We start from the raw sequence: 13,576 nt of genomic DNA, 5'->3' as shown, positions 1-13,576 counted from the left end.
TTAAAAAATTCCTTCATCTACAAAACTATAATATTTTGATTCAGTTATAATAACATGGTCCAAAACTTTAACATCTAACTTGTTTCCTGCCTCACGAATTTTTCTTGTAATTTGTTTATCAGCATCACTAGGTATCAAACTTCCAGAAGGATGATTATGACACAGAATCAAGGCGGTAGCATATTTCTCAAACGCCAATTTAAAAATCAATCTCACATCGACAGTTGTACCGCCAATTCCTCCTTTGCTTAATTGAACCTTAGAAATCACATTATTAGAATTATTAAGAAAAAGCACCCAAAATTCTTCATGAGATAAATCTCCAATTACGGGTTGCATTAAATCGAAAACTTTTTTACTTGAAGTTATTTTAGTTATTTCAACTGCTTTTTCTGATCTCCGACGTGCGCATAACTCTAAAGAAGCTATAATTGTAACGGCTTTTGCCTCTCCTATTCCTTTAAATTTCATTAATTGAGCAATAGATAATTTTGCCAATGAGTTTAATCCTCCAACATTAGCTAGAATACGTTGGCTTAACGCAACTGCAGATTCGTTACGACTTCCTGAACCAATTAAAATTGCTAACAATTCAGCATCACTCAAAGCCTCTTTTCCTTTAAGCATTAACTTTTCGCGAGGTTTATCATCATCAGACCAATTTTTTATAGTGAAATGCCCTCCTTCCATAATAATAATTTTAAGAAGCGAAGATATTTAAAAAAGAAGAAAAATCTCTCAAAAATAAAATCAAGTTTTTTTAATAAAAAAAAAAGCCGATTGTAGAAACAATCGGCAAATTATCTAATAGACTAATTAGTACATTAACTAATTAATCAAACCTTTAACCTCATCAAAGTTTAAACCTCCATAATTTCCTGAGCTCATTAATAAAAGTGCAGAATTGTCTAAATTTAAATTGAATAGATATTCTTTAAATTCAGCTGGATTGGTATAAATAATTAAATCTTTTCTGTTAAATGCTGTAGCAATCTGTTCGTAAGTTACTTCTTCTAACTGCTTAATTTTTACAGCATCTGGCGAATAAAATACGACAGCAATATCAGCATATTCTAAAGCGCCTTCATACTCTTTTAAAAACTCAGCATTTAAACTGCTATAAGTATGCAATTCTAAACAAGCAACCAAAGTTCTGTTTGGGTATTGTTCTTTTACAGCTTTTGTTGTTGCTGCTACTTTACTTGGTGAATGTGCAAAATCCTTATAAGCTACTTTTCCTTTTCCTTCAGCAATTTTTTCTAAACGTTTAGAAGCACCTTTAAAACTTGCAATTGCCTCGTAGAAATCAGCTTCATCAACTCCCATATTTTGGCAAATCCATTTTGCTCCTGCCAAGTTATTCAAGTTATGTGCTCCAAAAACTTCAATCGGCATATCGCCTTCTGGAGTTTTTAATAAAGTCACGCCATCGCTTACAGAATATTCTGGAGTTGAATACGCGATTTTTCTAATAGGGTTTGTTGCTGCTTCAGCAACACGTTTTACTTCAGAGTCATTTTCGTTATATACTAAAATACCCCCATTTGTAATTTTTTCGATAAAAATCTCAAACTGTTCCACATAGTTTTCATATGTTGGAAAAACATTAATATGATCCCAAGCAATTCCAGAAATTAAAGCAATGTTAGGCTGGTACAAATGAAACTTTGGACGTCTGTCAATTGGTGAAGATAAATATTCATCGCCTTCTAAAACCATAAAATCATTTTCCTCAGTCAAATGCACCATCGTGTCGAATCCTTCCAACTGTGCTCCTACCATGTAATCAACTTCAATATTATGATAATGCATTACATGAAGAATCATAGAAGTTATGGTAGTTTTACCATGGGAGCCTCCAATTACAACACGAGTTTTATTTTTTGATTGTTCGTATAAAAATTCAGGATAAGAATAGATTTTCAAACCTAATTCCTGCGCTTTTAATAATTCAGGATTATCTGCTTTTGCATGCATTCCTAAAATAATAGCATCAATATCCGAAGTAATTTTTTCTGGAAACCACCCCATTTCAGCAGGAAGAATTCCTTTTTTTTCTAATCTTGATTTTGAAGGTTCAAAAATAGCGTCGTCACTCCCTGTAACCTTATATCCTTTATTATGCAATGCTAATGCAAGATTGTGCATGGCGCTTCCGCCAATGGCGATGAAATGTGTTTTCATTTAAAATGTTTAATCGTTAAACTGTTTAATCGGTTAATCGAAATGGCAAATAACTTATTAAACTCCATAATTATTTTTCAAAAATAAGGAAATATAATATGCTTTTGGAGATAAATTAATTAGAAGACAATAAAAAAACCCGACAAGTTTTTAAATCCTGTCGGGTTTGATATTTATAATCAGAACTAAAGATTATTTAGCAATCGTCAATTCGTCGATAATGTTTTTAGCTCCAGCATATTTGTCGATAATCCAAAGTACATAACGAATATCTACGTTGATAGTTCTTTGCAATTTAGAATCGAAAATAACGTCTCCAGCCATAGCTTCGATGTTTCCATCAAAAGCAATTCCGATTAATTCTCCTTTTCCGTTTAGAACTGGCGAACCTGAGTTTCCTCCAGTAATATCGTTATCAGTTAAGAAGTTGACTGGCATGTAACCTGCTTTATCAGCATATTGTCCGAAATCTTTTTTCTTGTTCAACTCTAATAAACGAGCTGGCAAGTCAAATTCCTGATCTCCTGCTTTGTATTTTTTAACCATACTTTCCATTGTAGTATAGTTGTTGATTTTTGCATCGTTACGAGAATCTGCAGGTAAAGCACGAACTTTTCCGTAAGTCAATCTCAAAGTAGAGTTTGCATCTGGATATTTAATCGCATTTAATTTAGATTCTCTTAAACCTTCAACCAATTTGCGGTAAGCAGCAGCAAAACCATCATCAGCTTTTGCTTGGTCGTCTGTTTTAGCACGATATTTTGTCAATAAATCATTAGAAATAATATACAACGGATCGTGTACAATTGCCAATGGTTTTGGATCAGCTAAAAATGCCAATACTTTTTCTTTGCTTGTAAAATAACTAATCTCTGTTGCTTTTGCTACATCTGCAGTAAAATCACCATTATTAGCTGTTTTCATTTTTGCAATTTCTGGAGCAAGTCCGTACTCAGCAGCTTTAGAAGCATATAAGTTCAATTGAGCTGTTAGGACATCTTTTTCTAATGGAGCATAAAAATCTCCATAAATGCTTTCTACCATTGCATTGATTTTAGGAAGCATTTCAGCTTTTTTAGCATCGTTTTCTTTGTAATAAGCAATTAATGCATTTCCTAAATTAGCTGGCCCTGTTGCATAGCTTGAAGTACGTAAAAGCTGAGTCAAATAATTATCGTGACGTGCTTTTAAGTTTGTTTCTCTGTAATAATCGTTGATAGTCGGTATTACATTTTCGTACTTTTCTTTGTTTGCTGGTTTAGTAGCCCACTCATAGAATTTATCTTCTTGTTCCGTTTTAGTATCAACTGTACCTGCTTTTGTTAAAGCATCGATCATACCTTGACGGTTTTTCCAGTAATTTGCAGTCGAAGCATATTTAGAAGCGTACTGTAAACGAACAGTTGCATCTTTATCCATATACTTTTTCATTACATCCATTCCTGTTTTTGCACCTTCAACCCATGCAGGATAAGCATATTTAATGTTTTGCTCAATTCCTCCAGCTGGCATCCAACGGTTTGTTCTTCCTGGATACCCTAAGATCATGGCAAAATCATTTTCTTTTACTCCTTTTAAACTTACAGGCAAATGGTGTTTTGGCTGTAATGGCACATTGTCTTTAGAATATGCTGCTGGATTTCCGTCTTTGTCAGCATAAACTCTGAACATAGAGAAATCTCCAGTTTGACGAGGCCACTCCCAGTTGTCTGTATCTCCACCAAATTTACCAACACTTTCAGGAGGAGTTCCTACTAAACGAACGTCTGTGTAATCTTGGTAAACAAAATAGTAATATTCATTTCCTTGAAAGAAAGGACGAACAGAAACTGTGTATTTTCCGTTTTCGCTGTTCTCTTTTTCAATTAAAGCAATTTCTTGCTGGATAACTTTGTTTCTTTCAGTTTCTGTCATTGTATCATTTACTTTTGACAAGATTCTTTTTGAAACATCATCCATACGAACGAAGAAACGAACGAACAAAGATTTAGGTTTTAATTCTTCAGAACGGCTTTTTGCCCAAAAACCATTTTTCAAATGATTTTGTTCTGCAGTTGAAAGTTCAGCAATTGCACTATATCCACAGTGGTGGTTAGTCAATACCAATCCGCTGTTTGAAACAATTTCTGCAGTACAACCACCATTGAACTGTACAATCGCATCTTTTAAGCTATGGTGATTAATGCTGTAAATTTCTTCGGCTGTCAATTGCAAGCCCATTTTTTCCATATCTCTATGGTTCAATCTTTCGATAAACATCAAAAACCACATTCCTTCATCGGCTCTCATAGGAAAAGCCATAAGGGACATAGTCAAGAATAAAATTACTTTTTTCATGTTATTTTGTTTAAGTGATGCGAATATAGCTCATTTTCGCAAAAAAAATAAGCTTTACAATCATAAACAAAACATAATAAATCTAACAAGACCTGATTTTGCGAAATTCATAATTTTTACAAAATATAGAATAACATTTAATTTTTAAAAGTAAAACCACAAAAACTAATAAAAATATCAGATTAAACAGTTTTAAGTTTTAAATAAAATCATTATTTATAAAAATAAACTTTCAAAATAAAAAATATATAATAAAATATTTCTTACAATTTATTTTCTGCTAAATTTGCCATCCAAATAAAAATTAAAATAAAATGAAAAAATTGTTATTAGCAGTCGTAGTATTAATTACAACTATTGCAAGCGCGCAGAAAAACTCAATCTTATTAGGTGGCAATGTTGGATTCTCTTCTGAGAAAATCGGAGATTCTAAATTAGAAAACTTCGAATTCTCTCCAAAAGTAGGATATCAATTTGCAGACCAATGGACATCTGGTGTTGAAGGTTCTATTATGAATGTAAAAACAACAGGAGTAGACACAGCTGAAAAATACAAAATCGGAGGTTTTGTACGTTATACTGTACCTCTTTCAGAGACTTTCTCTGTTTTTGGCGATTTAGGTGCTGGATACCAATCTACCAACGCTAATGATGCAAAAGGAATGTACGCAAGCCTTACTCCAGCTTTATTCATTAATATGAAGAGAGGATTTGGTTTAAATTTCTCTATTGGAGGGATTAACTATGACAATCTTGACGGCAAAAATGATCCAAGACAAGAACGTTTAGGTTTTAATTTTGGAAAAACTCTAAACATCGGAATTTCTAAAAACTTCGGATTGTAGTTAAAGTTAACAGGTAAGATTTACCCATCTTAATCTTTTTGTTTTTTTTCGTGCAAAAAGAAAAACCCGACAAGAATGTTTGATTGTCGGGTTTTATATTTTTAATTAAAAACATTATTCATTAAGCATTTTCCAAAGCTTATCTTTTAAATCTGTTAAACCTTGCTGTGCAACAGACGAAATAAACATATAAGGAACGCCCTTGAAAGAAACATCTAGTTCTGCTTTCAATTCTGCTTTTAATTCATCGTCCAGCATATCGCATTTAGAAATCACGACAAGACGTTCTTTATCCAGCATTTCAGGATTGTATTTAGTCAATTCATTCACCAAAATATCATACTCTGCCTTTATGTCAGCAGTATCAACTGGAATCAAAAACAATAAAGTTGAGTTACGCTCAATATGACGCAAGAAATAATGTCCAAGACCTTTACCTTCAGCAGCACCTTCAATAATTCCGGGAATATCAGCAATTACAAAAGATTGAAAATCTCTATAAGCTACAATTCCTAAATTTGGTTTTAAAGTCGTAAAAGGATAATCTGCAATTTTTGGTTTTGCTGATGTTAATACAGACAACAATGTAGATTTTCCAGCATTTGGAAAACCAACTAAACCAACATCTGCTAAAACTTTAAGTTCAAGAATAACATCCATTTCTACACCAAGTAAACCTGGTTGTGCATAACGAGGTGTTTGGTTTGTAGAACTTCTAAAATGCCAGTTTCCTAAACCTCCTTTCCCTCCTCTTGCTAGAATCTGTTTTTCTCCGTGTTCGGTAATTTCAAAAAGTGTTTCTCCAGTTTCCTTGTCTTTTACAACAGTTCCTAATGGCACTTCAATAATTTTATCTTCTCCATCTGCACCAGTACTACGATCGCCACCACCATCTCCACCGTGACCGGCTTTAATATGACGCGCAAACTTTAAATGAAATAATGTCCAAAGCCCTTTATTCCCAACTAAATATACATGGCCACCGCGACCACCGTCTCCACCGTCTGGACCACCTTTTTCAATAAATTTCTCTCTATGTAAATGCGTAGATCCTTTTCCTCCTTTTCCGGAAGAAACATATATCTTAACGTAATCTACAAAATTTCCTTCTGTCATTTTCTTTGTTTATGTAAAGTTTCAGTCCCGATAGCTATCGGGATTGAAACAAATTCTCTCTACTCTTTTAATGCTCTTACAAGCACTTTGTCAATCTTAACACCGTCCATATCGATTACCTCCAGAACGAATTTCTGCCAAACTAATTTTTCTCCTTCTTTTGGAATATGAGACAGTTCAGTCATAATCATTCCGCTTACAGTGTTTACTTCGTAATCGTTTGTTAATTCGTCCAATTCGAAATAGGTCAAGAAATCGTGTAATGAATAATGTCCGTCAACTAACCATGAACCATCTTCTCTTTCAATAAGTTGGAATTCGTCTTTATAGAATTCAGCAGCATCTCCTACTAAAGCTTCTAGGATGTCATTCAATGTAATCATACCTTGAAAAACACCATACTCATCTGAAACTAAAGCATAATGAACACCTGTTTTTTTGAAATTTTCTAAAGCTTTATAAGCCGTAGTCTGTTCCATCAAATAGGGTGCATCAGATAATATTGATGATAAATCGAAATTATCTTTTTCAATATGTGCGAAAATATTTTTCAGTGTTACCACTCCTACAATATCATCGTAATTATCATTGTAAACAGGATAAACTGCATGAAGATCCTGAACTACCAATTCTTTGATTTTTTCTTTATCAGCTTTTAATGGCAACATATCTACCGACTTGCGGTGTGTCATTAAAGAATTTACTTTTCGGTCTCCAATATGGAAAACACGTTCCACAATGTCTTGTTCAATTTCTTGAACTTCTCCAACTTCTGTTCCTTCTTTAATAATGGCTTTAATTTCTTCTTCAGTCACTTTTCCGTCAGCAGTTGGTTTTATCTGAAGAACATTCAGTAAAAAATCTGTTGAAGAAGTTAACAGCCAAATAAACGGCGCCGTAATAATCGAAATCACTTTCATTGGCATTGCAACCATTTTTGCAATTGCTTCTGGATAATTTAATCCGATTCGTTTTGGAAGTAGTTCTCCTAAAACCAATGAGAAAAAAGTTAAAACTACAACTACAATTCCAACAGCAATTGAATGAGCGTAAGGTTTAAGAACTGCAAAACCAGCTACAAAAAGTTCAACGTCTGCCGTGATTTTGTCACCAGAATAAATACCGGTTAAAATTCCGATTAAGGTAATTCCGATTTGTACTGTCGATAAAAACTTATTTGGGGAATTGGCTAAATCGAGTGCTGTTTTAGCACTTTTGTTGCCTTTTTTCGCCGCTGTTTCAAGCCTGTTTTTACGGGCCGAAATCAAAGCGATTTCAGACATGGAGAAAACTCCGTTTAGTAGAATTAGAAAAAATATTATTAGTATTTCCAATTGATAGGGGATTCGTTATAAAATAGTCTCGTTAATGTAATTTGTAATCGTAATCTAAAATAGCCCAGATGGAAGAGAAGAGCCCGGAGCTAAAAAAACTAATTTTTCTTGCCAGAAAACAGCGACCGAAGGAAGCTCGTTTTATGGATAGAAAAATAGTTTTTTTAACGAGGACTCGTAACGTACAGCTGGGAAAAGCTTCTACAAATTATCTATAACTGACGTTAATCGTTCTGTAATTTGTTCGATAGTTCCGATACCGTCTACAGCATGAAACTTACCTTGTTCTTTATAATATCCAATTAGAGGAGCTGTTTTCTCATTGTATTCTTGATATCTTACACGAATTTTTTCTTCGTCTTGGTCATCAGATCTTCCGCTTGTTTTTCCTCTTTCTAATAAACGCGCAACCAAAATTTCGTCATCTGCTTCTAAAGCGATTGTTGCTGTTACGCTAGACCCAATTGTTGGCAAAAATTTATCTAAAGCTTCAGCTTGGTTGATTGTTCTTGGATAACCATCGAACAAGAATCCTGCTGTATCTGGATGTTTTTTAACCTCATCAATTAACATTGCAGTTGTTACTTCGCAAGGAACCAATTCTCCATTGTCCATAAAAACTCTTGCTTTTTTTCCTAGTTCAGTATCATTTTTTAAATTGAAACGAAAAATATCTCCTGTAGAAAGGTGTGTTAAATTGTATTTTTCTTTTAAAAATTCTGCCTGAGTTCCTTTTCCTGCACCAGGCTTTCCAAATAAAACGATGTTAATCATAATTGAAATGAGTGTTGTTACTTCTGTCTTTCAGAAGTTTTTAAATGAATATTTAGTTGTGTTTTGTTATTCTGCTAATTTGTAAACTTCTGTTAAGTTTCTTCCTAAACCATCATAATCTAGTCCGTAACCTACAATAAATTTATTCGGAATACGAATTCCGATATAATCTATCTTTATGTCTTTTTTGTATGCTTCGGGTTTAAAGAACAATGTTGCAATTTTAAAATGCTTTACATTTTGCGCTTTAAACAAGTGCTTTAATTCTTCAATAGTATTTCCGGTATCAATAATATCTTCAATGATAATTACTGTTCTTCCTGAAAGGTCCTGATTGATTCCAATTAATTCCTTAACGGCATTTGTTGTTTCTGTTCCTTCATATGAAGCCATTTTGATAAACGAAACTTCGCATGGCTTTTTATATTTTTTTAGAAAATCTGACACAACCATAAAAGCACCATTCAACACTCCAATAAAAATTGGCGTATCATCTCCAAAATCGTCTTCTACCTGAGCTACTATTTTAGTTAAAGCAAAATCAATTTCTTTAGCCGAAATAAACGGAACAAATTGTTTATCGTGAAGTTGTATCATTATTTTTCTTTTTAAAATAATGGACAAAGATAAAGAATTAGAAATTAACAGCTTCTATCAAAATAAACTGTATCGAGATATTTTTTGTGAATGTTAAATATCAGTTAATGTTTACAAATTATTTTTTGAAGGCGTCTGAATTTTCCGTAAATTGTTGTGATATAATTATTTAACTCCAAAAAACCAATGAAAAAATCCTTAACCTTAATTTCTATACCCTTATTAGCCTTAATGACTGCCTGCAATGGGCAAGTAAAAAAAGAAGAAAAAGAAGCCTTAGCCAAACAGCCTGGAAATATTGTAAAAACTGCCATTGGAGATATTACGCTTCCTGCGCCTTATGCAACCGAATCTAAAACCAAGAATAGTAAAGTAATCGGATGGCCTGCTGGAAAAACTCCAAAAGCCCCAGAAGGTTTTGCCGTAACTAAATTTGCTGACGGATTTGAGAATCCGCGTTGGACTTATATTGCACCGAACCAAGATATTTTTGTAGTAGAAAGCGGAACAAGATCGAGTAAAAATCAGATTACTGTTTTAAGAGATAAAGACAAAGATGGAAAATTTGAAACTCGTGAAATTTTTATTTCGGGTTTAAATAAACCTTTTGGCATGCTGGTTCTAAAAGAATTTTTCTACATTGCCAATACCGACGGATTATACCGTTATCCATATAAAAATAATCCGTTGAAACTGGAAACTAAAGGCGAAAAAATACTTGAACTTCCTGCCGGCGGCTACAACAATCACTGGACTAGAAACTTATTAGCAAGTCCCGACGGAAATAAAATTTATGTATCTGTAGGTTCTGGAAGTAATAATGGAGAAAACGGAATGGACAAAGAAGTTCGTCGTGCTGCAATTCTAGAAATTAATCCTGACGGAACTGGAGAGAAAATCTACGCTTCGGGATTAAGAAATCCTGTTGGAATGGATTGGAATCCTGTCAACAAAGAATTGTGGACTGCTGTAAATGAACGCGATGAATTAGGTGACGATTTAGTCCCAGATTATATTACAAGTGTAAAAAGAGACGGTTTCTACGGATGGCCATATTCTTATTTTGGAAGCATTCCTGATCCAAGAATGAAAGGCGAAAGAAAAGATTTAGTAGAAAAAACAATTGTTCCAGATGTTCCTGTTGGTGCTCACACTGCTTCTTTAGGATTGGCGTTTTACACTAAAGATGCTTTTCCTGCGAAATATAAAAACGGAGCATTTGTTGGACAGCATGGTTCTTGGAACCGTTCTAAAATTTCAGGCTATAAAGTACTTTTTGTTCCTTTTAAAAACGGAAAACCTTCAGGAAAACCAGAAGATTTTTTAACTGGCTTTATTTCGAATGATGAAAAAGCAGAAGTTTATGGGCGCCCCGTTGCAGTAACTGTTATGAATGATGGATCGCTTTTAGTAAATGATGACAGCAGTAATACGATTTGGAAAGTTACAGTTAAATAAAACTCCAATTTTTAAATTACTTCGCCCGTCCGCTGTCGGTCGGTCCAAATATCAAAACCGGAGTTTAAAAAATATAAAAGATAATTTTAAACACATAGAAACATAGATTTTTGCTTAAAAAGAAGTTACTATACAATTTGAAACGCCTTTTTTGCCTCAATCAATGCTATGTTTCTATGTGTTAAATTAATACGCCTTTAATCTCATTTCATACATGATTTTCAAAAAATATTTTCTTCTTCTTTTTGCATTTTCTGTTTTCCAAAATTTAATTGCACAAGAAAAAGAAGTCCAAAATATCGATTCGGTTAAAACTCAAAAATTGAACGAAGTTTTAATAAGTCCGCTTCATATTAATCGGGATTTGCAAAATAGTCCAGCTTCAATTGGCATTTTATCCGAAAAAGAATTACTTCGAAATAATACCACAGATATCAGCAATGTCATAAATACGATTCCTGGTGTTTTTATGCAATCATCAAACATTACTACAACCCGAATTTCGATTCGCGGAATTGGCGCGAGAACTCCATATGGAACCAATAAAATCAGAGCTTTTTATGGAACTATTCCGCTAACTTCTGGAAACAGTGAAACGGTAATTGACGATATTGATCTTCAAAATATTAATCAAATTGAAGTTATAAAGGGTCCGCTTTCTAGTATTTATGGTGCTGGATTGGGCGGAGCGATTTTGATTTCGCCAGAAACATTCAATAAAGGAAAACATCAAACTGAAATAAGTTCTATTTTTGGATCTTTTGGATTGTTGAAAAACAGAGTCGGTTTTAATTTGAATGAAAAAAGTGCTTCTTTAAATCTGAGTTATCACAATTTAAAAACAGACGGCTGGCGTGAAAACAGCGCTTACAATCGTGAAGGAATTACGCTTGGCGGAGAATTATTTAGAAAGAAAAACAGCAAACTGACTTATTTTTCGAATTATACTTATTTGAAAGCGTACATTCCGAGTTCAATCAACAAAACGACTTTCGAAAATAATCCGCAAGCCGGAGCTCCAACTTGGGTCGCTTCAAAAGGATTCAAAGAATACAAATCGACTTTGGGCGGATTGGCTTATGATTTTTCAATTAATGAAAACTTAAAAAATTCGACTTCAGTTTTTATCAACTATAAAGACAGCAACGAACCGCGTCCGTTTGATATTTTGCGTCAATATACTTTTGCTTCTGGCGCGAGAACACAATTTTCGGGAGATTTTAATATCGGAAAAATCAAAAATCAGTTTATTACTGGGCTGGAATATTTCAGAGATAATTACAGCGGAAATACTTTCGAAAATCTGTATCAACAAAATAATGGAAATGGAAGTTTACAAGGCGATCAACTTACAGCAACGAACCAGAAAAGGCATTTTTACAATATTTTTTCGCAAATCAGAACTTTGCTTTCCGATCGATTTGAGATTCAAGCAGGATTAAATTACAACAAAACAAAATTCAAACTTCAGAATGATTTTCCCGCTTCCGCGAATAATCCGAAGGAGAAATATAGTTATGATGGCATTTTTTCGCCACAGCTTTCTTTTTTATTTAAGCCAAATGAAGTTCAGACATTCTATTTTTCCGCAAGCCGAGGATTTTCTCTTCCTGCAACCGAAGAAACTTTAACCTCAACAGGAAATATCAATTCTGACATTAAACCCGAGACTGGTTATAATTTTGAATTGGGCGGAAAACTGCATTTCTTCAATAAAAAACTTTACACACAAATTGCCATTTACAGAATGGAAATTAAAGATTTATTGGTTGCCAAAAGAATCGGAGATGATCAATACGAAGGTGTAAATGCTGGAAAAACTTTTCATGAAGGAGTCGAAGTTTCATTAAATCATAATTGGCTAATCAATAGAACTTTTAATTTAAATTCTTATCTCGGAGCTTCAATCGGAAATTATGAATTCAAAGAATTTGTCGATAACGGAAATGATTATTCAGGAAACAAATTAACTGGAGTTCCAGCAAATACCGCAAGTGCTGGTTTTAATTTGAATACCAATTCAGGATTTTATTTTTCTGCCGATTTTCAGTTTACAGATAAAATTCCGATGAACGATTCAAATGCCAATTTTTCAGATTCTTATTCTTTGCTAAATTTAAAAACGGGATATCAATTTGAGATTTTATCTGGATTAAAAGCACATTTGGATGCAGGAATAAATAATGTTACAAATGAAAAATATGCTTCGATGATTTTAACCAATGCAATAGGAGTTGGAAATGCACAACCGAGATTTTATTATCCGGGCTTACCAATAAACTATTACGGAATTATCTCATTAAATTACTTATTTTAGCAACGTATTAAATCTCAAACAATGCTTTCTGAACTGCAAAAAAAACTGGATTATGTCAATGCTTATAGAGAAAACCGTCTAAAAGCAGCGCAGAATGTTTTAGAAAATCCTTCACTTTTTAGTGAATTGGTTTCGATTTGCTTTTCGCCCGAAGACAAAAACAATCATAAAGCCTGCTGGATTTTAGAATTTGTTTCGTACGAAGAATTGCATTGGCTTCAGCCACATCTTGACTTTTTCTGTTCGAATTTAAAAATTCTAAGGGATGAAAGTGCTATGCGTCCGATTGCAAAAGTGACGCAGCTTTTGGTAAAATCACATTATAAGAAAAACGAAAACGGAATAAAACTCTCCGAAGAAAATCTTCAAGACTGTATTGAAGCTTCTTTTGATTGGCTCATTAATGATACAAAAGTTGCCACAAAAGCGTATTCTATCAGAACTTTATACATTCTAGGAAATTACTACGACTGGATTCATCCCGAACTAAAAGTGATTCTTGATAAAGATTTCGGTGATCATTCCGCAGCTTACAAGGCCGTTGCCAAAGAAGTTTTGAAGAAAATAAAATAGTTTTAATAGCCACGACCCGAGCGATAGCGAATTGGCGAAGC

At 33.6% G+C, this 13,576-nt stretch carries 11 protein-coding genes; 4 read left to right on the top strand and 7 right to left on the bottom strand.

Translation table 11 applies throughout. The features are described 5' to 3' along the window. The 3 genes from radC to JI750_RS17935 form a co-directional block, all read right to left on the bottom strand. A complete protein-coding gene (gene radC / locus JI750_RS17945) occupies positions 1-690 on the bottom strand; it encodes a RadC family protein (protein ID WP_202005410.1) in 690 nt (229 codons plus the stop codon). 138 nt (positions 691-828) lie between these two features. After that, positions 829-2,184, bottom strand: a complete 1,356-nt coding sequence (locus tag JI750_RS17940) for a UDP-N-acetylmuramate--L-alanine ligase (RefSeq protein WP_202005407.1) — start codon at positions 2,182-2,184, stop codon at positions 829-831. 192 nt (positions 2,185-2,376) lie between these two features. After that, positions 2,377-4,521 carry a S46 family peptidase gene (locus JI750_RS17935; RefSeq protein ID WP_202005404.1) on the bottom strand — a complete coding sequence of 715 codons (2,145 nt, stop codon included), beginning with the start codon at positions 4,519-4,521 and terminating at the stop codon, positions 2,377-2,379. 314 nt (positions 4,522-4,835) lie between these two features. Here JI750_RS17935 and JI750_RS17930 point away from each other — a divergent pair, with 314 nt between their 5' ends. After that, positions 4,836-5,366: an outer membrane beta-barrel protein gene (locus JI750_RS17930; RefSeq protein WP_202005401.1), complete on the top strand. Its 531-nt coding sequence runs from the start codon at positions 4,836-4,838 to the stop codon at positions 5,364-5,366. Between the two features lie 114 nt (positions 5,367-5,480). On the opposite strand, the gene obgE is transcribed toward JI750_RS17930, so the two are convergent. The 4 genes from obgE to hpt all read right to left on the bottom strand — a co-directional run bounded on the left by obgE (position 5,481) and on the right by hpt (position 9,187). Next, positions 5,481-6,482 (bottom strand): GTPase ObgE, encoded by a 1,002-nt coding sequence (obgE, locus tag JI750_RS17925; RefSeq protein WP_202005398.1) that lies wholly within the window; start codon positions 6,480-6,482, stop codon positions 5,481-5,483. Between the two features lie 59 nt (positions 6,483-6,541). Then, positions 6,542-7,816, bottom strand: a complete 1,275-nt coding sequence (locus JI750_RS17920) for a hemolysin family protein (RefSeq protein ID WP_202005395.1) — start codon at positions 7,814-7,816, stop codon at positions 6,542-6,544. A gap of 201 nt (positions 7,817-8,017) precedes the next feature. Next, entirely contained in the window at positions 8,018-8,590 is a 573-nt protein-coding gene (locus JI750_RS17915) for an adenylate kinase (protein ID WP_202005392.1), read from the bottom strand. A 66-nt stretch (positions 8,591-8,656) separates the two neighbouring features. Beyond that, the gene (hpt, locus tag JI750_RS17910) at positions 8,657-9,187 is read right to left on the bottom strand and encodes a hypoxanthine phosphoribosyltransferase (RefSeq protein ID WP_202005389.1); all 531 of its coding nucleotides are present in this window, start codon (positions 9,185-9,187) and stop codon (positions 8,657-8,659) included. A gap of 186 nt (positions 9,188-9,373) precedes the next feature. On the opposite strand from hpt, the gene JI750_RS17905 reads away from it, so the two are divergent. The 3 genes from JI750_RS17905 (at position 9,374) to JI750_RS17895 (ending at position 13,535) form a co-directional block, all read left to right on the top strand. Further along, a complete protein-coding gene (locus JI750_RS17905; RefSeq protein ID WP_202005385.1) occupies positions 9,374-10,645 on the top strand; it encodes a PQQ-dependent sugar dehydrogenase in 1,272 nt (423 codons plus the stop codon). A gap of 214 nt (positions 10,646-10,859) precedes the next feature. Then, on the top strand, positions 10,860-12,962 hold the full coding sequence (locus tag JI750_RS17900; RefSeq protein ID WP_202005382.1) for a TonB-dependent receptor: 2,103 nt from the start codon (positions 10,860-10,862) through the stop codon (positions 12,960-12,962). A gap of 21 nt (positions 12,963-12,983) precedes the next feature. Further along, positions 12,984-13,535 (top strand): HEAT-like fold family protein, encoded by a 552-nt coding sequence (locus JI750_RS17895; protein ID WP_202005379.1) that lies wholly within the window; start codon positions 12,984-12,986, stop codon positions 13,533-13,535. Positions 13,536-13,576: the final 41 nt, after the last annotated feature.

The sequence above is a fragment of the Flavobacterium tagetis genome, from assembly GCF_016735615.1.
Lineage (GTDB): Bacteria > Bacteroidota > Bacteroidia > Flavobacteriales > Flavobacteriaceae > Flavobacterium > Flavobacterium tagetis.
The sequence above is the reverse complement of the archived record's forward strand: the minus strand, read 5'-3'. Positions and strand labels throughout refer to the sequence as shown.